The organism is Actinoallomurus soli (genome assembly GCF_024055715.1).
Classification (GTDB): Bacteria; Actinomycetota; Actinomycetes; order Streptosporangiales; family Streptosporangiaceae; genus Actinoallomurus; species Actinoallomurus soli.
In genome coordinates this window covers 416,173-436,132 of the sequence record NZ_JAMXMV010000005.1, presented here as the reverse complement: position 1 = coordinate 436,132, position 19,960 = coordinate 416,173, and the positions used below count along the sequence as shown (strand labels likewise).

Genomic DNA, 19,960 nt, shown 5'->3' with positions numbered 1-19,960 from the left:
GCCGGGCGACACGGCGCCGCGGCGGGGGTGGGCGGCGCGGCCGCGGTGCGGATGCCCCGTACAGTGGTCGCCGTGGCTGAAGAGGCATGGAAGGTAGAACCGTCCGGACCGCTGCGCGGCGACATCCACGTGCGCGGATCGAAGAACGCCGTCACCAAGCACATGGTGGCGGCGATGCTCGCCGAGGGCGACAGCACGATCCGCAACGCCCCCGAGGTGGGCGACGTGGAGATCACCGGTGCGATGCTGGAGGCCCTGGGGCACACCGTCGAACGCAACGGCCCCGACATCACGGTCTCGCCGGGAGCGGTGACCGAGCCGCGCGTGCCGAGGGCGTTCACCGGGCTCAACCGCATTCCCATCCTCATGGTCGGCCCGCTGCTCCACCTGACCGGAGAGGCGTTCGTGCCGCTGGTGGGCGGTGACCCGATCGGCCGCCGGCCCGTGGACTTCCACGTCGACGCCCTGCGCGCGATGGGCGCGGAGGTGGAGGTCGGCGACACCGGCATCGCCGCCCGCGCGAGCCGGCTGTACGGCGCGCGCATCGACCTGCCGTACCCCAGCGTCGGCGCGACCGAGACCGTCCTGATGACCGCGGTGCTGGCCGAGGGCAAGACGGTGCTGCGCGGCGCCGCGATGGAGCCCGAGGTCGTCGAGCTGGCGCTGTTCCTGCAGCGCATGGGCGCGCACATCGAGCTGAGCCCGGACCGCCGCATCGTGATCGAGGGCGTCGACCGGCTGAAGGGCGCGTCGACGCGGCTCGCCGGGGACCGCCTGGAGGCGTTCTCCTACCTCGTCGCGGGCCTCATCACCCGCGGTGAGGTCCGCGTGCACGGCTGCTCGCAGGACCGCCTCGTCACCGCGATCACCACGCTCGCCCGGATGGGCGCCCGGTTCGAGATCACCGATGAGTGGATCACCGCGTCCGCTCCGGACGGGCTGCGCCCGGCCGCCGTGCACACCGACACCCACCCGGGCTACATGACCGACTGGCAGCAGCCGCTCATGGTGCTGTTCACCCAGGCCGAGGGCATGTCGGTGCTGCACGAGACGGTGTTCGAGAACCGCCTCGTGTACGTCCCGGCGCTGAAGAAGATGGGGTGTGAGATCGAGGTCTTCAACGCCTGCCTCGGCGGCCCCGCGTGCCGGTTCCACGACAGCAACTCGGTGCACTCGGCGGTCGTGCGCGGGGTGTCCAAGCTGACCGGCGCCGACGTCACCATGCCCGACGTGCGCGCCGGGTTCTCGGCCGTCCTGGCGGCGTCCGTGGCCGACGGAACGTCCACGCTGCGCGGCGTCCACCACATCGAGCGGGGTTACCACCGCCCGGCCGAGCAGTTCGCGTCCCTTGGCCTCAAGCTGGAGACCGTCGCCGTCTGAGCGCCCGGGCCGGCGGCCGTCGCGGGGCCACGGCTCCGCGGCGGCCGTCGTCTCATGGACCGCGGACCTCGCTCAGGGGTGGTAGACCTCGGCGACCTTCGTGACGGTGCGGCCTTTCATGGTCAGGTAGGCGTCGACCTGCGCGCCGTCCTTGATGGCGGCCTCGAGCTGCTGCAGCGTGCAGCGCTTGACGCCGACACCGGTCTTGTCGTCCACGGTCGCGTCGTCGCCGGAACAGATGTTCACGGCGCTGAGGACGGTGGCGTCCTTCGCGACGGTGGCGGTCTGCACGGGACCGGTCGGCTCGATGGCGTCGTCGGGTTCCTGGACCTTCTTCGTGCCCTGGTACTCCAGGGCACCCGATGCGGCGTCGTACTTCTTGAGCAGGACGACCGGGGTCGTGACGACCTTCCCGGAGTCCGCCGCCGCGGCCTTGGGCTTGGCGCCCGAGCACGCCCCGCTCAGCAGCAGGGCGGCCACCGCACCGGCCGCCGCGAACACTCGCACCGATCTCGTCATGATCACGAGACGATACAACAGCGCACGGTGCCGCGCCCGCCGAGCGGCGGAATCGCTCCAGATCAGGCGCGCAGGCGGCGCACGGCCTGCCGGGCACCGGGGATCTTCTTGATCGCACGCCGCAGCAGGGTCCCCTGGGCGCCGGCGCGGACGTCCTCGGCCGCCCGGACGCGGACGCTCAGCCTGCCGTTCTCCGTGCGGTACGGCGCCAGGCGACCCCGGCGGTCGATGCTCTCGCCGCCTTCCAGGCGACGCTCCACGGTCCATCCGCCGGTGTCCAGCCGCGCGACGAAGTCCCAGACGCCGGGCGTCAGGTCCGGGCCGGCGGCGGGGTCGACCACGGCCTCGCCGGACATCGCGAACGGCTCGGACGACTCGACCGTCACCGGCAGGAGGTGGTCGGCCGAGTCGGCCCGGCGCCGGATGTAGAGGTCGAGGCGGCGTCCCTCGCCGTCGGCGTCGAGCACCCCGGCGGGGAGCGACAGCGGCACGGGCGGCCGCCACCGGCCGTCGCGTACGGCGAACGGCGTGCCGTCGGCGTGGACGAGACGGGCGGTGAAGCGCACGACCAGCCGCGTGTCCTCCCAGCGCAGGCCGTCCACGGCCGTGGCGAGGGTGACGCCGCGTTCGGCCTCGACGAGGGCGAACAGGTCGTCGTACGCGTCGGCGCGCAGCAGGGCGGCTCGGGCGCGCATCCGGAGCGGCAGCGACCGGTCGACGCCCTCGCCGAAGCGCTCGGTCACCAGCCGCCGGGCCTCGTCGTAGACGGCGCGGCGATAGTCCGGCGGAGCGTCCAGGAAGCTGTTCTCCCCGAGCCGTTTGAGGATCTTCCCGCGGTACCAGTGCGTGTAGTACCGCTCGCGGTCGGGACCGGGCTCGACGTGCTCGTCGACGATGTCCAGGACCTCCCGCAACGCGCCGTAGTAGTGCGCGGGGTCGGGCAGGTTGCGGGAGTAGCTGCCGGGGCGCCGCACCCAGTGACAGCACGGATAGTCGGCGAGCACCGAGATGACGCCGGCCCGGAAGTACGCCTTCAGGACGAACCGGTGGTCCTCCAGCCGCACCGGCCCCTCCGGGAACCGGATCCGGTGCGCGTCGAGGAACGCCCGGCGGAACAGCTTGTGCGGCGTGAGGATGCCGTACAGCGCGTCGCCCAGCACGTCGGCGCGGTCACGGGACCGCCGGAACATCGCGCGGGGCACCGTGCGGCCGTGGCCGACCATCTTGCCGATCACGATGTCGGCGTCGTTGCGAACCGCCATCGCGTGCATGCGCTCGAGCGCCTCGGGGCCCAGCCAGTCGTCGTCGTCCAGGAAGTAGACGTAGTCGCCGTGGGCCGCGTCGATCCCGGCGTTGCGCGGGCCGCCGGGGCCGCCGCTGGGCGGGAGGTGGATGACCCGGACGTGGTCGTGTCCGGCGGCCAGTTCGTCGAGGCGCCTCTCGGTGCCGTCGTCCGACCCGTCGTCGGCGAAGATCACCTCGTAGTCGCCGAGCGTCTGGCCGAGGACCGACTCGACGCACCGGGACAGGGCGTCGCCGGTGTTGAACACCGGCACGATCACGCTGACCTTCACCGCGTCAGCTCCAGCGCGGCGCGCACCGCCGGAGCGAGCAGGTGCTCGTCTCCGGGGTCGACGTAGAGCCACTCGTCGACCTCTCCGGTGGCGGCCAGGTCGCCCTGGTAGTCGGCGGTGTAACAGGCCATCCGGACGCGGGTCCCCGGCGGCTGGTCGTGCGCGGGCGCCTCGACCACCCCGAGTGACCGGAAGGTGCGCCGGTCGAGCCGGACGCCGAGTTCCTCGCGCACCTCACGGGACAGCGCGGTCCAGTCGTCCTCCCCCGGCTCGCGCTTGCCTCCGGGCAGGTAGAGCCGGTCCCGGGCACGGGCGCGGACGGCCAGCAGCCGTCCCTGCGACATATGGACCCATCCCACGACATCGAGCACGGGCCCATCCTGCCAGGCCGGTCAGGCGGGAACGGCGGTGACGCGGTGCACACAGCGCTTGAAACCCCACACCGAGATCAGCACCGCGGTGGCGCCGAGGAGTGCCACGGCCATGGTCCGCACCCACAGGTAGGTGCCGATCGACTGACTGAACAGCAGCCAGAGGCTGAGCGCGGTGTTCAGCGTGAAGGTCAGGGACCACAGCAGCGAGATCCGCAGGAAGAAGCGGCGGACGCGGGCGTGCGCGAGGAACGCCTCGGGCAGCGGCACCAGGTCGGTGGCGACCTTGGCGGCGAGGGGGCGGCCGAGCGGCACCGAGGCGAGGAAGGAGACCGCGACGAGCATCGTGCCCAGGGTCGGCTGCAGGAAGTAGACGACGGCGCTGCCCGTGACGGCCGCGAGCACGGCCCGCGCGGTGACGCCGAGCGCCGCGAGCAGCAGCGTGCCGGGCACCGGCCTGCGGCGTACGACGCGAACGAGGATCCCGCCGTACACCCAGGCCACCGCGGTCACCAGCGCGCCGTTCAGCCCGAGGACGACGAGGCCCGCGTAGAACACGACGACAGGGGCGATCATGCCCTCGACGACTCTGGGCAGCGCGTGCACGAGGAGCGAGGTCAGGCGGGGGATCTCGAAGCGGTGCGGTGACTCCATGGTGCCGGACGACTCCCGATCGATCGACTTCACGAAGACCCGGCCCACGCTACGCCAAGATCCCGACCGGTTCGGCCGGTTCCGCGATGGCGCCGGACCCGGCAGGAGTCACCGGCACCGGCCCTCCGATTCGCAGCCAGGGACCTTCGCCCCTGCCCCCCGCCGTCGTACCCGGTGAAGCCTCATGAGTAGGAGGCACACCTGTAAAACGGAGGCAGAGATGCGAACGGAAGAACACTGGTCCGTGGAGTTGTTCCTCGACGAGGAGGACGGCCAGACGCGCGCGGAGGCGCGGCTGATCGCCAGGGACGCCGAGAGAGTACGCGGACGGGGACGGGCACGCTGCAACCCCGCCGACTGGGACGTTCCCGAGATCGGCGCTGAGCTCGCGGCGTCGCGGGCGTTGTCCGACCTCGCCCACCGGCTGCTCGACCTGGCGGCGGCCGACATCGAGGCGGTGACGCACGAGCACGTCCGGCTCACCCGCTGACCCGAGACTCACCACGACCGCTCGAAAATCGATCAGGGCCGCGCCTTTCACTCACCCGAAAGATCTCTATCATCCGAGTTGGTTGACTCGGAGAAAACGGGAGAGTGAATGCGCAGTAGACGACTGAGCGCCGTCCTGGCCACCGCCGCCGGCGTTCTCCTCACGGCCACGGCCACGGCCGCCCACGCCGACGCCGGGCCGGGCGCGCCGGGGATCGGCGACCCCTACTATCCGGACTACGGGAACGGCGGCTACGACGTCGCCCACTACGGCCTGGAGCTGAAGTACCGGCCCTCCGACGACCGTCTCGAGGGCACCGCAACGATCACCGCGCGGGCGACGCAGGACCTCACCCGCTTCGACCTGGACTTCCTGCTCGACGTCTCCTCCGTCACGGTCGACGGGCGGCCCGCGCGGTTCACCACGTCCGGCGCCCACGAGCTGGTCATCACCCCGGCGCGCGTCCTGCGGAAGGGGCGCCCGCTCACCGTCGTCGTCCGGTACGCGGGCGTCCCGTCGACGAAGAAGTACGGCGACTACGTCGGCTGGGCCCGTACCCCGGACGGCGCGGTGGCCGCGCAGGAGCCGGAGAGCGCGTGGTGGTGGTTCCCGAGCAACGACCACCCGCTCGACAAGGCCACGTACGACATCGGGATCACCGTGCCGGAGGGCCTGCAGACGATCAGTAACGGCGTGCCGACCGGCGCCCGCACCGCGAACGGCTGGACGCGGTACGGCTGGCGCGAGACCCTGCCGCAGACGACGTACCTGACGACGCTCGGGATCGGGAGGTTCGACGTCCACCGGTCCCGTACGAAGGACGGCCTGCCGGTCATCACCGCCTACAGCCCCGACCTGCCGGCCGACGAGGCGGCGGCGGCCCGGGCGAGCGTCGAACGCACGGCCGAGGTCGTCGACTGGGAGAGCAAGATCTTCGGGCCGTATCCGTTCACCTCGCTCGGCGGATACGTGCCGAACGTGACCTCCCACTTCGCCCTGGAGACCCAGACCCGGGTGTTCTACAGCCCGTACGGCTTCCGCAACGGGCCCCGGCCGTACCTCGTCGTGCACGAGAACGCCCACCAGTGGTTCGGTGACAGCGTCTCGCTCGCCCGCTGGAGTGACATCTGGCTGAACGAGGGGTTCGCGACGTACGCCGAGTGGCTGTGGTCGGAGCAGCACGGTGAGGGCACGGCCGCCGAGCTCGCGCGCAAGACGTATGACTCCCATCCGGCCGATGATCCCTTCTGGCAGGTCAAGCCGGGTGACCCCGGACCGGGTGAGAACCAGTTCGCCGACGCCGTGTACGACCGTGGCGCGATGGCCCTGCAGGCGCTGCGGGCGCGGGTCGGCGACCACGCGTTCTTCACGACCCTGCGCGCATGGGCGGCGCGTAAGAAGTACGGCAACGGGACGATTCCGGAGTTCATCGCGCTCGCCGAGCACGTCTCCGGTCAGCGCCTCGGCGCGCTGTTCCAGACCTGGCTGTACACGCCGGGGCGGCCGACGGCGCCGCCGCAGCCGACCGCCGCGACGACGGAGCCGAAGTCCTGGTCCCAGATCCGGCAGGCGCACGCGGCGCTCCGCGCCCCGGCTCTCCGCGGCTGACCCGGCGGGAGCGCACCCAGAGGGTCTCCGTCATCCCGGCCGCCTCGGCTCCAGGGTCTCCGTCATCCCGGACGCCTCCGCCGACCGGGATGACGGAAACCCACGAGATGAGTGGAACCGACGGTATGCCGCGCTCGTCTGAGCGCTCACGCGTGGCTTCACCGCGTGTGTCGCCAGTCCCAGACGAGGAAACGGGGTACATCCGTGCGCAAGCACCGGGCCGCATGTCTCACAGTGCTGCTCACACTGACCGTTCTGAGCGGCTGCGGGAGTTCGGGGACCTCCAGCAAGCCGTCGGCGTCGCCGACCGCCGCCACCACATGGAAATACACGACGCTCGACCTCGGAATTCCGGACAAGGTGCTGAAGGCGCCCGTGACCGGCCGGGTCCCGGACGGTCAGACGCTGCACGTCGGCGTCACGCTGAAGGTCGGCGACGACGTCTGGAAGAAGTACGGACACGGCAAGAGCCCGTCGCAGGCCGCCGGTGACGTCGGCAAGGAGCTCGGCGTCAGCGACCAGACGATCCAGAAGTTCCAGGCCTACCTGAACAGCGCCCACATCCAGGCCAAGCCGAGCAGGACGCGGACGAGCGTGACCTTCGACGTGAAGGCCGGGCAGGCCGCCCAGTTGCTGCGGACGTCCTTCGTCACGCACCGGCTGAACGGCCGCACGTACTTCACGCCCGACCCGAACCACCCGCCGCAGATCCCCGAGCCGCTCAAGCCGTACATCCTGGCCGTCACCGGCCTGGAGAGCTACAGCGTCGCCCCCAGGTCCCGCGGGCCGCTGAGCGCCGCGGCGCCCGGCCGCGCCCTGCCGGCACGGGCACCGCGGTGCATCCAGCGGTTCCCGCAGCGGTTCGCCACCCACGACCGGGTCGCCGCCGCATACGGCTACAACCAGCTGTGGAGCCAGGGCTGGCACGGGGAGAACATGAGGGTCAACCTCGTCGAGATGGACGGGTACGACCGGAACGATGTCGACAACTACGTCGCGTGCACCGGCTCGCGCATCCAGGTGAGCAACGTGAACCTCGGCGCGACCGAGCCGGCGGTCGGCGCGGAGGCCACCCTCGACATCCAGATGCTGGCGGGCCTGGCCCCCAACCTGAGCATCGTCGACTACCAGGAGGACCCGGCGCTGCTGAACAGCGGCAACGGCGCCGATTCCTGGACCGCGCTGAACGACGCGCTGCAGCGCATCATCGATGACAACTACGACCGGTCGAAGAGGCCCGCGGGCAGCATCGTCAGCATCAGCTTGGGCGGCCCGGAGGGCTACCTGTCCCCGGCCGTCATGGAATCGATCGACCAGAGCCTGCGCATCCTCACCGTCGCCGAGAACATGACGGTGTTCGTGTCGAGCGGTGACTGCGGGGCGTACGGCGACCGGGTCTACGGCTCGCTCGACGTGTCCTTCCCCGCGACCTCGCCCTACGTGGTCGCGGTCGGCGGCACCCGCCTGGGCCTCGCGCCGAACGGGGCCCGTACGCAGGAGACCGTCTGGTCCGACCGGACGAACCTGTCCCGGTGCGAGAACCAGTGGGGCAGCGGCGGCGGTGTGAGCAGGGTCCACCAGCGGGTGCCGTTCCAGCAGGCGCCCGGCGTGGACAACCGGTACTCCGCCAGTGGCGGCCGTGAGGTGCCGGACGTCTCCGCGGTCGCGATCGACCTGCCGATCTACTACCGGGGCCGATGGGTGTCGTCCGGCGGCACGAGCGCGGCGGCCCCGATCTGGGCGGCCGGCATGGCCCTCGTGAACCAGGGCCTGCTCACGCGCGCCCACGTGTTCTGCTACGGCCCGGACACCTTCTACCACGCGCTGAGCGCTGCGGGCGGCAACAAGCCGTACACCGACGTCGTCACGGGCAACAACCTGTACTACCCGGCGACGGCCGGCTTCGACCTGTCGACGGGCCTGGGCAGCCCCAACCTGCCGGCCTTCTTCAACACGCTGGCCGCCAACCCCGGCTGACCGGCCCCGCTCACCGGCCCCCGCTCACCGACCCCGGCTGACCGGCCGTGGCCGAGCGGCCGTGGCGGCCCGGCCCCTGGCCCCAGGGTCGTCACCGGCGCGTGGTGGCCCGGCGCGTGACTCCGCGCGCCGGGCCACGCGGTCACAGGTCCGGGTCGGTGTCCTTGGCGCTCGCGACGGGCCGCAGCGGCTTGCGCAGCGGAACGATCATCATGCTGAAGTCCGCCGCCGCGATGACGCGATGCTCGATGTCGGTGACCCGGCACTCGACGACGATGAGCTGGCGGCCCGCCTTCAGCACCTGGGCGCGCGCGTACACCTGGTCACCGTGCGGGCGGCCGAGGTACCGGACGTGCAGGTCGGCGGTCACGAGGCTCTGCCGGCCCGGCTCGAACCCGCTTCCCCGCGCGGCCGCCGTGCCGGCCGCCACGTCGATCAGCGTGGCGATGGCACCACCGTGCAGGTTGCCGGTGCTGTTGAACGCCTGCGGCCGGATCGGCATGGAGAGCACGGCGTGGTCCTCCCCGAGCTCGACCATCTCCAGGCCGAGCAGGTCGTGCAACGGCGTGTCGTGCCGCAGGGCCGTCCGCAGGGACTTCTGGTCCGACTCCGGCAGGTCGACGATGCGGACCGTGCCGCCCGGCCCCTCCGGCCGCCCCGGCAGGGGCCCGGACGCCGTCGATCTCCCGGCCGGGTCGGCCCGCCCGATGCTCTGCGGTTGATCCTGCGTCGCCGGCCGTTCCTGCGGCATCTCCGCTTGCTCGGCCATATGACTCCTTCGACTCGCACCTGATCCGCCGCTTCGCAGTTTACGGACAGTCACAGGATTCCGGCGTGAGCGCCGCCCCGGTACCGTGTGCATTCGGTATCGTCACCGATCCGGACCATGCCGGAACTACGGAGAGTGACCCGAGCCGTGGGGGATAAGCCGACGTCGCGCCGCAGATCCGGGTCGTCCAGATCGAGCCGGCGGCGGACGGCCCGTACCGCGTCCGCGCTGATCTTCCCCTTGCGGTAGAGCCGGTCCAGCCTCTCCCGCTGCGCCCGGATCAGGTCGCGCCGCAGCGCGATCGGGTCGGGCGGCACTTCCTCGTCCGCGTCGCCGTCCAGCTCGGCCCGTACGCGCCGGAGGCGGTCCTCGTACAGCTGCCGGTAGGTCTGCGCGGCGCGCTCGTCCACCTCGTCCTTCTCGACGAGCGCGTCCAGCCGGTCGAGCGCGGCCTCGAGCACCGCCCGGCGGGCGGTCATCTGCTCGATGCGCTGCCGGTCGGACTCGGCCAGCCCGAACCTGCGCAGGATCACCGGCAGCGCCATCGCCTGGCCGACCAGGGTGACGAAGACGATCGCGGCGGTGAGGAAGACGATCTCCTGCCGGCCGGGCAGCGGCGAGCCGCGGACGTTCCCCGGCACCGACAGCACGATCGCCAGCGAGATGGCGCCGCGCATGCCGCTCCAGCCGATCGCGAAACGCTCCCTCGCGTTGAGGTGGCCCACCTCGAGGTGACGGCCCGGCAGGTACCGCCCGAGGGGAAAAACCCACAGCGACCAGGCGATGCGTACGACGACGATGATCGTCGCCACCACCAGGACGGCGACGAGCAGCCGTGACGGCGAATGGCCGGTGATCTCGCGCATCACCGGCCGGATCTGCAGGCCGAGGAGGACGAACAGCGCCGACTCGAGGAGGTAGACGAGCACGCGCCAGAACATCCCTCCGACCAGGCGCGACGCCGGCTGCAGCATGCCCTCGCCGCGCGTGCCGAGGAAGAACCCGGCCGTGACGGTCGCGAGGATCCCCGAGAAGCCGAGTTCGTTCGCCGGGATGAACGCGAGGTACGGCGTCAGCAGCGAGACGACGATCTGGCTGCTCGGATCGCGGATCCGGCGCCGCAGGCGCGAGACGACGAAGCCGGCGAACAGTCCGTACGCGACGCCGCCGACGACCACCTCGGCGAGCCGCGCCGCGCCGTGCCCGAACGTGTAGGAGTGCGACAGTCCCTCGACGGCCAGGACGAACACCGTGAGCGCCACGCCGTCGTTGATGAGGCTCTCGCCCTCGAGGATGGTGACGATCCTGCGCGGTGCGCCGAGGCGCTGCAGGATCGAGGTCGCGGAGACCGCGTCCGTGGGGGCGACCGCGGCGCCGAAGGCGATGGCCGCCGCCCAGCTCAGGCCGGTCACGACCGCGTGCGCGGCGCCGGCCGCCGCGAACGTCGTGACGGCGGTCAGCACGACCGCCAGCGTGATGATCGGGACCGCGTCCGCCTTGGCCTCCCGCGGCGCGGTGAAGAACGCCGCGTGGTACACGATCGGGGGCAGGAACCCGATCAGCACGACCTCCGGGGGCAGGTGGATCTGCGGCATGCCGGGGATGAAGCCCATCGCCGCGGCCAGCACGACGAGCAGGGTCGCCTCCGGTAGCCCCAGCCGGCCGGCCAGGTTGCGGGCGAGCAGCACGACGACGGCGAAGGCCAGCCCGCCCAGGAAAAGCGACATCGGACCCATGACGCCCACTCTTCCCCAAATCTCCTAGGTCGCCCACGCAGGGGTCGTGCGGGGCGTCACAATGTGAGAACACGGGGACCACCGGCCGATGTAAGTAGCGTATGGTCATACGCTACTTACTCAAAGGATCGTGACGCCCGAACGGGAGTCGAAGTGCTTTTCAGCCATGACACCGAGCATGCCCTCCAGATCGTCGTCGATCTGGTCAACAGCGGACCGCCGGCCACCACGACCGAGCACCTGCCCGACCTGGCGAGCCTCCAGCGGTTCGTCGACCTCAAGCGGCTGAGCGACGCCCGGGACCTGGACGCCGACGACCTCAGCGCCACGCATCGCCTCCGCGACCGGCTCCACGAGGTGTTCCGCACGGCGGACGACAAAGAGTCGGCCGTGCGGCTGATCAACGCGATCATCGCGGAGGCACGCATCTCGCCCCGCCTGACCGACCACGACGAGTGGGACTGGCACGTGCACTTCTTCGCGCCGGGCGCGCGTCTGGCCGAACACCTCGCGGCCGAGGGCGGCATCGCCCTCGCGTACGTGATCGCCGCCGACGAGCTCGACCGCCTGCGCGTGTGCGAGGCCCCCGACTGCTCCCGGGTGCTCGTCGACCTGTCCCGGAACCGCTGCCGGCGCTACTGCGACAGCCGCACGTGCGGCAACCGCATGCACGTCGCCGCCTACCGGGCGCGCCAGCGGGAGTCCACGGCCCACTGATCCCCGCGCCGGCCACCCCGCGCACGGCGTCGCCGGAGTCGATCACGGGGTCGTCCACCCGGCTCCGCGCACGGCGTCGCCGGAATCGATCACAGGGTCGCCCGCACGCCGCGCACGGCGTCGCCGGGGTCGCGGCGCAGCGCGGCCACCGCGTCGAGCGCCCGCCGGGCGCCTGCGGCGTCGTGCACGCGGAAGACGCGGGCGCCCAGCCACGCGGAGACGCCCAGCACCGCCATGGTCCCGACGCCGCGCTTGTCGACCGGCCGGCCGAGCGTCTCCCCGATGAAGTCCTTGTTCGACACGGCCACCAGGACGGGCCAGCCGGTGGCGGTCAGCTCGCCCAGCCTGCGAGTGATCTCCAGGGAGTGGCGGGTGTTCTTCCCGAAGTCGTGGGCGGGGTCGATGAGGATCGCGTCGCGGCGCACCCCCAGGGCGACGGCCCGCTCGGCCTCGGCGGTCACGTGCCGGATCACGTCCGCGACCACGTCGTCGTAGGCGACCCGGTGCGGCCGGGTCCGGGGGCGCAGCCCGCCGGCGTGCGCGCAGACCAGCCCGATGTCGTACGCGGCCGCCACCTCGGCCAGCCGCGGGTCAGGTCCGCCCCAGGTGTCGTTGAGCAGGTGGGCCCCCGCCTCCGCCACCGCCTCGCCGACCTCGGCCCGCCACGTGTCGACACTGATGATGACGCCCGGATGCCGCTCGCGCACCGCCGCGACCAGGTCGACGACGCGGCGGAGCTCCTCCGCGACGCCGACCTCCTCGCCGGGACCGGCCTTGACGCCGCCGATGTCGATGATGTCGGCGCCGGCCTCGACCGCCGCGCCCACCGCCGTCAGGGCGGCGTCGAAGGCGTACGTCGCCCCACGGTCGAAGAAGGAGTCGGGGGTCCGGTTGACCACGGCCATGATCGCGAAGCGGTCGAGCGTCCGCGCGCCGAGCCGCAGCGGAGCGGAGCCCCGGCCCGTCACCGCCGCGCCGGTCCCTGCGGAGTCGGGCTTCGGCGCCTCCGCCGCGTGGGGACGCGCCCCTCCCTCATCGCGCACCACGACATCCTACGCGGGCGGCCCGCCGACGCGGCCCGGCCCGCGCGGGCGCCCGTACGGGGACGCGGGTGTCACCTCGGGCCGCTATCGCCATCGCCCGATGGTCCGGCTAACCTCTGGATTCACACGAAACGGGCAAAGCCCCGTGAGCTTGGAGGTTCCGCTGACAACGGCGCTCATCACCGGGATCACCGGGCAGGACGGCTCGTACCTCGCCGAGCATCTGCTCGAGCAGGGGTACGAGGTGTGGGGCCTGGTCCGAGGACAGGCGAACCCGCACGTGTCCAGGCTGCGCAAGCACATCGGTGATGTGCGGCTCGTGCACGGTGACCTCCTGGACCAGGGCAGCCTGATCTCCGCGGTGGAGAAGGTCCGGCCCGACGAGGTCTACAACCTCGGCGCCATCTCCTTCGTGCCGATGTCCTGGCAACAGGCGGAGATCACCGCCGAGGTCACCGGCATGGGCGTGCTCCGCATGCTGGAGGCGATCCGGGTGGTGAGCGGCATCGGCGGCTCCCGCACGCCCGGCGGCGGCCAGATCCGCTTCTACCAGGCGTCGTCGTCGGAGATGTTCGGTCAGGTGCGCGAGACGCCGCAGAACGAGCGGACGCCCTTCCATCCGCGCAGCCCCTACGGTGTCGCCAAGACCTACGGCCACTTCATCACCCAGAACTACCGCGAGTCGTACGGGATGTTCGCGGTCAGCGGCATCCTGTTCAACCACGAGTCGCCGCGCCGGGGCGCGGAGTTCGTCACCCGCAAGATCTCCCTCGGCGTGGCCCGCATCAGGCTCGGCCTGGCCCGCGAGCTCCGGCTGGGCAACCTGGAGGCCCGGCGCGACTGGGGCTACGCCGGCGACTACGTCACGGCGATGCGGCTGATGCTCGCCCAGGACACCCCCGAGGACTACGTCATCGGCACCGGCCGTACCCAGTCGGTGCGCGAGCTCGTCGAGTTGGCGTTCAGCACGGCCGGCCTCGACTGGCGGGACCACGTGGTCGGCGATCCGGGCCTCACCCGGCCCGCCGAGGTCGACCTGCTCTGCGGCGACCCGAAGAAGGCGCGCGACCAGCTCGGCTGGGAGCCTGGCGTGTCCTTCGAGGAGCTCGTCGCGATGATGGTCGAGTCGGACCTGGCGCTGCTGTCGCGTTCGGACCGCCCCGAGGACGAGCCGCTCAGCTTCGACCACTGGTGACGGGCCGCGCCCCGGATCCTGCGGCCCTGGCCCGGGGGCACCGCGGTGGGCGCGCGGACTCCCGGGACGTGCGATTATGCGCTGTATGACGACTTCCACCTGTGCCCACGTCGCCACGCTTCCCGATCCGGCCCCTCAGGCGCGGACCCCGGAGGGATGCGAGGACTGCCTGCGCTCCGGCGGTCGCTGGGTCCACCTGCGCCTCTGCCTGACGTGCGGGCACGTCGGCTGCTGCGACTCCTCGCCGAACAAGCACGCCACGGCGCACCACCATGAGACCTCCCACCCGGTCGTGCGCTCCTTCGAACCGGGTGAGGACTGGCGCTGGTGCTACGACGATGAAGTGATCGTTTGAACCTCCGGCTATCGGAGGCCCGTGGCCGATGGGTGCTGGCGGCCATGGTCCTCGGCTCCAGCCTCGCGCTGCTGGACTCGACGATCGTCAACGTCGCGCTGCCGCGCATCGGCGAGGACTTCCACGCCTCCGTGGCCGGCCTGCAGTGGACGGTCAACGCCTACACCCTCACGCTCGCCGGGCTGATCCTCCTCGGCGGGTCGCTCGGCGACCGGTTCGGCCGCCGCAGGGTGTTCACGATCGGCGTCGCGTGGTTCGCCGTCGCCTCGGCCCTGTGCGGCCTCGCGCCGAACACCGGCGTGCTCGTCGCGTCCCGCGCCCTGCAGGGCGTCGGCGGCGCGCTGCTGGCGCCGGGCTCGCTCGCGATCATCCAGGCGTCGTTCGCGCCGGAGGACCGGCCGCGAGCGGTCGGGGCCTGGTCCGGGCTCGGCGGCGTCGCAGGGGCGATCGGCCCGTTCGTCGGCGGCTGGCTGATCTCCGCGGCCGGCTGGCGCTGGGCGTTCCTGCTGAACCTCCCGCTCGCCGCCGTCGTCATCCTCGTCGCCGCCCGGCACGTACCCGAGAGCCGCGACGAGACCGAGCACCGCGGCTTCGACGTCCTCGGCGCGGCGCTGGCGGCCCTCGCCCTCGCCGGCGTGACCTATGCCCTGACCGAGGCGCCGGGGAAGGGGGCGTCCCCGGCCGCCGTCGTCCTCGCGGCCGTGGTCGGCGTGGCCGCGGGCGCGGCGTTCGCCGTGGTCGAGCGGCGCAGGTCGGCGGGGCACGGGCCCAGCGCCATGCTGCCGCTCGGGATCTTCAAGTCCCGCCAGTTCACCGCCGTCAACGTGGTCACCTTCATCATGTACGGCGGGATGGGCATCCAGTTCTTCCTTCTCGTCGTCGAGCTGCAGGTCGTCGCCCACTACTCCCCCATCACCGCCGGCACGGCGCTGCTGCCGGTGACCGTGCTGATGCTGCTGCTGTCCTCACGGGCGGGCGCGCTCGCCCAGCGGGTCGGGCCGCGCCTCCCGATGACGGCCGGGCTGGTCCTGGCCGCCGCCGGGATGCTGCTCACCCTGCGGATCGGCCCGCACGCGTCGTACGTCACGGACGTGCTCCCCGCGGCCGTGGTCTTCGGGCTGGGCCTGTCGGCGGCCGTCGCCCCGCTGACCGCGACCGTGCTGGCGAGCGCCGACGTACGGCACGCCGGCGTGGCCAGCGGCGTCAACAACGCGGTCGCCCGCGCGGCCGGCCTCCTCGCGGTCGCGGGCGTCCCGCCCGCGGTCGGCCTCACCGGGAACGCCTACGCGAACCCGCGCGTCTTCGACCACGGATTCCACACCGCGATGGCGTTCGCGGCCGTGCTCCTGGTCGTCGGCGCGGTGCTGACGTTGCTCACCGTCCGCGACGACGCCCTGCACCCGGGCCAGGCCACCGCGCAGCCCGAGTGCGACGTCAACTGCCCCGTCGGCGCGCCGCCCCTCGAACCCGGCACCGCCGCCCCCGAGCCCGCCTGACGGCGGGCCCGGCGGCGGGCCGCGCGGGTCAGCAGTTGCCGAGCGTGAACCGGCCCGCGATACGGTCGGCGAAGAAGCCCATCACGTCGTTGATCGCCTGGTTGTCGGCGGTCAGGTGGTCACCGGCGTAGGTGTTCCACTGGGTGGTGACCCCGGCCGAGCAGTACGCCCTGTGCGTGCCGTCCTCCGTGGCCGCCGGGATGACCTCGTCGGCCAGACCGCGGTACTGCAGCACCGGGAAGCCGATCCGGTACTGCGCGCCGGACCACGCGGGTCCGACGCCCACGCCGAGCCTCTGCGCGTCGATGAGGTCGCTCCAGGTCGTCCCGTCGGGTCCGCTCAGCGCGTAGATCTGGTCGAGCGTGAGGCCGTCCTTCGTGTAGTTCCCGATGTCGGCGAACGCGAAGGCGGTCACCGTGCCGACCAGGCACAGGCTCTTGCCCTGCTGGATGGCGCTCCGTCCCGTGTCGTTGAGCAGCGAGTCGAACGGCATCGACGGGTAGGCGGTGTGCAGGCCGAGGACGGCGGCGAGCAGGAACCCGGCGAACGGCCCGCCGTTCAGGCCCGCCGCAGTGATCTTCAGGTCGCCGGGGACTCCCCCGGCCGCGTCGCCGACGACGTGCAGCTCGGGGGCGTACGAGGAGGCGAGCTGCGCCGCCCACAGCGACGCCTGGCCGCCCTCGGAGTAGCCCCAGACGCCGACCTTCGCGTCCGGGCCGAGGCCGCCGCCGGGCACCTGGAACGCGGTGCGCACGGCGTCGAGCAGCGCGTGGCCGGCGTTCCGGCCGACGACGTAGGTGTGGGTCAGGCCGTTCAGATAGCCGACGCCGTCGGTCGCGGCGACGGCGTACCCGGCCTTGAGGATCGCCGCGATCTGGTCGCCCTCGTACTCGTCCTGGTAGGCCCCTGCCAGCTGCTTGGAGAAGGCGCACTGGGGACCGAGCCCGAGCGTCCCGGGATTGAACCCGATGACGGGCCGGGACCCGCCGCGGGTCCAGGCGGCGGCCGGCACCGCGACGGCGATCGGCGTGCCGCGGACGTCGGTGGAGGCGTACCGCACCTTCCACGCCTTCATCGGGATGTTCCCCGGAACCTTCGGCAGCGTCACCGCCTCGCAGGCGAGGAGGGTTCCCGGGGCCGCGGACACGGCGGCGGGCGGGGTGTAGATCGCGGTGTCGGAGGCGTCGCACGAGGCCGGAGCGGCGACGGCCTGCCCGCTCTCGGCGGCGGTGAACGTCGCGCCCGCCATCAGTAGCGCCGCCAGCGATCCGAGCAGCCTGTACTTCATGAGTCAGCTCCCTGCGGTCGACTGGCGGGTATTACACGCCCGGCCGCGGCGAACCGTTACTCCCGTGCTCAACGAGGATCCGGCGGTTGTCTTGCCTTTCTCACAAGACCGCCGGCGCTTCTCATGCCCGGAGTCACGGCACGTCGCGGAACATGCCGTGCCGTACGAAACGGCCCTCAGCCGCGGGACTTGGCGAAGACGAGGAAGTCCCTGGCGACGGGAGTGAGCGGGCGGCGGGCGTGCACCAGGCCGATGGTCGCCATGATGGGCGGGGCGAGGGAGCGCACCGTGACGCCGTCGGCGGTCTCGACCTGGTTGCGGTACCAGAGGAGCGAGCCCCGGCCCGCCCGTACCGACGGCAGCCACGAACCGCGGTCGTCGGATTCGACCGCGGCGACCGGCACGACGCCGAGACGGGTCAGCAGCGCATCCAGTTCGGCCCGCCGGGCGCCGCCGCGCGCGGGCATGATCAGCCGCATGCCGTCGAGCGCGGACACCGGGACCGGTTCGCGGATCTGCAGGGCGGGCGGGCAGATCAGGACGATCTCCCGCTGTTCGAGCGGGTGCGCGGCGAGGTCGCCGGGGACCGGCAGGTCGGTCAGGGCCAGGTCGGCCCGGCCGTCCCGGATCACCGCGCCGACCGCGTCCCGGCCCTCGCAACGGATGACCCGGACCCGTACGGCCTGCTGGTCGCGGGCGAACTCCGGCAGGAGCCGTGCGGTCAGCTCCGGCTCGAGGGTCAGGGTCGAGGCGACCCGCAGCTCCCCCGTACGGCCGCCGGCCGGCGCGGAGCAGACCGCCGTGATCGCGTCCACCGCGCGCAGGGCGTCGCGGGCGTAGCGCACGATCTGCTCGCCGGTGTCCGTCAGCGCGACGCCACGGCCGGCTCGCGCGAACAGCTCGACGCCGAGTTCCCGCTCCAGATCCCGGATCGCCCGCGACAGCGCGGGCTGCGCGACGAACAGGGCCTGCGCCGCCGCGGTCATCGTCCCGTGGTCGGCGGTGGCGACGACATAGCGCAGCTGCCGCAGATTCATGCCACGACGGTATGACAAGGGGCCGGATTGGTCGTTGACATAGCCGGAATTGGCCTGGACTTCCGGTGTTGCCGAAGTTTTCTCGGGCCGGTCAGAAGATCATTTAGAACCGGCGGGATTTCCCCTCGGCCGTTACGGCAGCTCCGCGCCGTAGACGCGCTTGACGACGTCGAGGTGCTGCCATGTCTCTCCGACCCACACGCCGGGGACCGCGCGGACCGCCTCGAGCGTGTTCAGCAGCACGTCCCGGGACGTCGCGTCGATTCCACAGAGGAGGTCGTGACGGCCGAATCCGGTCACCACGTAGTTGACGCCGGGGAGGGCCGCGATCCGCGACGCGGCCGCGCCGATGTCGGAGGACACCCGGACGCCGAGCCCGGCGAGCTCACCGGAGCCGAGCGCCTGGGAGTCGACGATGCCCGTCACATGGATGATCCCGGAACGCATCAGGCGCACGGCGCGGGCCCGCGTCGCCGCCTGCGAGAGCCCGACGACCTCGGCCAGCCTCGTGTACGGGGTGCGGCCGTCCCGGGTCAGCTCGCGCAGCAGCCGCCAGTCGATCTCGTCCAGCGACACGTCGGGCAGCTCGGTGACGACCGAGTGCGCGTCCTTGACGACCGTCGTCACGCGGAACACCTCGATGCCGCGGACTCCGGGCAGCGCGCGCACCGCGTCCACCTCTTCGACGAGCGCCGCGTCGTCGCGTACGCGCAGCTCCGCGACCACGGGATGCGCTCCCGCCGCCAGGGACGCGAACCACGTCGCGGCCCGCCGGGAGACGGCCTCGGCGACCTGGCGCGCCGGCCCGTCGACGTCGACCGCCAGGTGACCGATCGCTCCGGTCCCGACCACCGACGCGTGCACGATTCCCACGACGCGCACGATCCCCGAGTCGAGGAGGTGCTGTACGCGCGTGCGCACGGCCGTGCGGGACAGCCCTACACGGTCGGCGAGCGCCTGGAAGGTGGCCCTCCCATCCCGCTGCAGCTCGCGTACGAGCACGGCGTCGACCGCATCGAGCACGGGGTTCCTCCTGGGGATGTATGGTCCTGCAGTTGTTTGCATGATCATTTCATTAGTGACGTGTTCGTCGCGAAAACGAAGCGTTGTTCGTGTTTGTTCGCTGAAGGACCACGAATGTGTCGGTGAGGCGCGACGTGGGTGCCGAAATCGGCGCGTGGCACGATCCGATGGCATGGCAACGTCCAAGATCATCTCGCCGGTAGTCGTGAACCAGTTCCGGCGGTATTAGCGCGACGCTCGTCACATGCGCGTCCGGCGGCGGCGCTCCGCAAACGACGCGGGTGTTCCGTGCGCGAGGCCGTATGGGCGTCGGCTCGTCGGCGGCGGCCCGGGGCGGCGCGGAACGCAGGACTCTGAACTGCATGAATGCCTCTCAGCGAGGGGATGCGGCCCGCGCACCCGGCCACCGGCCCATAGGCGGCGCCGGATCCGCAAAGTGCGGTGGGACAGCTCAGAGGTCAAGTGTTCCATGGAGAAATGACGGACGGTCAATGCCCCTGGAAGGGAAGTTTCCTGCCCCGAAGCGAGCCGGAAGCCCGGCGGGCAGGCCACCACCATCCACCGCGATGGGACTCTCTCGACCCGCCGCTTGCGCCCCCGATCGCCGACCGCGGGTCGAGCGGGTTCGGGCCCCGCTTCGGACGGTCCGGGCGGCGGTCCTGCCGCCGGCCGATCACCCGCCCGCCCCGCCGACCGCGGGGAGCGGCGGCCCGGTCCGGCACGGCGGC

General features: G+C 72.1%; 18 protein-coding genes. 8 read left to right on the top strand and 10 right to left on the bottom strand.

What is annotated here, in order from left to right; genetic code table 11:
- Positions 1–72: 72 nt before the first annotated feature.
- Entirely contained in the window at positions 73–1,380 is a 1,308-nt protein-coding gene (murA, locus tag NDW01_RS16260) for a UDP-N-acetylglucosamine 1-carboxyvinyltransferase (RefSeq protein WP_252784958.1), read from the top strand.
- 72 nt (positions 1,381–1,452) lie between these two features.
- On the opposite strand, the gene NDW01_RS16255 is transcribed toward murA, so the two are convergent.
- From NDW01_RS16255 to NDW01_RS16240, 4 genes are all read right to left on the bottom strand, one after another.
- Complete coding sequence (locus NDW01_RS16255; RefSeq protein WP_252821368.1) at positions 1,453–1,899, bottom strand: hypothetical protein; 447 nt, start codon at positions 1,897–1,899, stop codon at positions 1,453–1,455.
- Between the two features lie 62 nt (positions 1,900–1,961).
- Complete coding sequence (locus NDW01_RS16250) at positions 1,962–3,473, bottom strand: glycosyltransferase family 2 protein (RefSeq protein WP_252821366.1); 1,512 nt, start codon at positions 3,471–3,473, stop codon at positions 1,962–1,964.
- A complete protein-coding gene (locus NDW01_RS16245; RefSeq protein WP_252821364.1) occupies positions 3,470–3,844 on the bottom strand; it encodes an NUDIX hydrolase in 375 nt (124 codons plus the stop codon). The genes NDW01_RS16250 and NDW01_RS16245 overlap by 4 nt, the downstream gene beginning before the upstream one ends.
- A gap of 21 nt (positions 3,845–3,865) precedes the next feature.
- Positions 3,866–4,531 carry a VC0807 family protein gene (locus NDW01_RS16240; RefSeq protein ID WP_252821362.1) on the bottom strand — a complete coding sequence of 222 codons (666 nt, stop codon included), beginning with the start codon at positions 4,529–4,531 and terminating at the stop codon, positions 3,866–3,868.
- A gap of 187 nt (positions 4,532–4,718) precedes the next feature.
- On the opposite strand from NDW01_RS16240, the gene NDW01_RS16235 reads away from it, so the two are divergent.
- The 3 genes from NDW01_RS16235 (at position 4,719) to NDW01_RS16225 (ending at position 8,573) form a co-directional block, all read left to right on the top strand.
- On the top strand, positions 4,719–4,988 hold the full coding sequence (locus NDW01_RS16235; RefSeq protein WP_252821360.1) for a DUF1876 domain-containing protein: 270 nt from the start codon (positions 4,719–4,721) through the stop codon (positions 4,986–4,988).
- 108 nt (positions 4,989–5,096) lie between these two features.
- A complete protein-coding gene (locus tag NDW01_RS16230; protein ID WP_252821358.1) occupies positions 5,097–6,596 on the top strand; it encodes a M1 family metallopeptidase in 1,500 nt (499 codons plus the stop codon).
- Between the two features lie 234 nt (positions 6,597–6,830).
- A complete protein-coding gene (locus NDW01_RS16225) occupies positions 6,831–8,573 on the top strand; it encodes a S53 family peptidase (protein WP_252821356.1) in 1,743 nt (580 codons plus the stop codon).
- A gap of 142 nt (positions 8,574–8,715) precedes the next feature.
- Here the strand turns inward: NDW01_RS16225 and NDW01_RS16220 are convergent, their stop codons facing one another.
- Together NDW01_RS16220 and NDW01_RS16215 are read right to left on the bottom strand one after the other, a co-directional pair.
- Positions 8,716–9,342, bottom strand: coding sequence for a PaaI family thioesterase (locus tag NDW01_RS16220; protein WP_252784950.1), 627 nt, complete (start codon positions 9,340–9,342; stop codon positions 8,716–8,718).
- Between the two features lie 50 nt (positions 9,343–9,392).
- Positions 9,393–11,069 (bottom strand): Na+/H+ antiporter, encoded by a 1,677-nt coding sequence (locus NDW01_RS16215; RefSeq protein ID WP_252821355.1) that lies wholly within the window; start codon positions 11,067–11,069, stop codon positions 9,393–9,395.
- Between the two features lie 162 nt (positions 11,070–11,231).
- Between NDW01_RS16215 and NDW01_RS16210 the strand changes: the two genes are divergently transcribed.
- A complete protein-coding gene (locus NDW01_RS16210; protein WP_252821353.1) occupies positions 11,232–11,795 on the top strand; it encodes a CGNR zinc finger domain-containing protein in 564 nt (187 codons plus the stop codon).
- Positions 11,796–11,884: 89 nt separating this feature from the next.
- On the opposite strand, the gene folP is transcribed toward NDW01_RS16210, so the two are convergent.
- The gene (folP, locus tag NDW01_RS16205) at positions 11,885–12,700 is read right to left on the bottom strand and encodes a dihydropteroate synthase (RefSeq protein WP_252821467.1); all 816 of its coding nucleotides are present in this window, start codon (positions 12,698–12,700) and stop codon (positions 11,885–11,887) included.
- Between the two features lie 283 nt (positions 12,701–12,983).
- On the opposite strand from folP, the gene NDW01_RS16200 reads away from it, so the two are divergent.
- From NDW01_RS16200 to NDW01_RS16190, 3 genes are all read left to right on the top strand, one after another.
- Positions 12,984–14,033 carry a GDP-mannose 4,6-dehydratase gene (locus tag NDW01_RS16200; RefSeq protein WP_252821351.1) on the top strand — a complete coding sequence of 350 codons (1,050 nt, stop codon included), beginning with the start codon at positions 12,984–12,986 and terminating at the stop codon, positions 14,031–14,033.
- Positions 14,034–14,118: 85 nt separating this feature from the next.
- On the top strand, positions 14,119–14,388 hold the full coding sequence (locus NDW01_RS16195) for a ubiquitin carboxyl-terminal hydrolase 14 (RefSeq protein WP_252821349.1): 270 nt from the start codon (positions 14,119–14,121) through the stop codon (positions 14,386–14,388).
- Positions 14,385–15,884, top strand: coding sequence for an MFS transporter (locus tag NDW01_RS16190; RefSeq protein WP_252821346.1), 1,500 nt, complete (start codon positions 14,385–14,387; stop codon positions 15,882–15,884). Before NDW01_RS16195 ends, NDW01_RS16190 begins: the two co-directional genes overlap by 4 nt.
- Before the next feature lie 28 nt (positions 15,885–15,912).
- Here the strand turns inward: NDW01_RS16190 and NDW01_RS16185 are convergent, their stop codons facing one another.
- The 3 genes from NDW01_RS16185 to NDW01_RS16175 form a co-directional block, all read right to left on the bottom strand.
- Positions 15,913–17,172: a lipase family protein gene (locus NDW01_RS16185; protein ID WP_252821344.1), complete on the bottom strand. Its 1,260-nt coding sequence runs from the start codon at positions 17,170–17,172 to the stop codon at positions 15,913–15,915.
- A gap of 176 nt (positions 17,173–17,348) precedes the next feature.
- Entirely contained in the window at positions 17,349–18,209 is an 861-nt protein-coding gene (locus NDW01_RS16180; RefSeq protein WP_252821342.1) for a LysR family transcriptional regulator, read from the bottom strand.
- Positions 18,210–18,341: 132 nt separating this feature from the next.
- Positions 18,342–19,232, bottom strand: coding sequence for an Lrp/AsnC family transcriptional regulator (locus NDW01_RS16175; protein WP_252784944.1), 891 nt, complete (start codon positions 19,230–19,232; stop codon positions 18,342–18,344).
- Between the last annotated feature and the right edge of the window lie 728 nt (positions 19,233–19,960).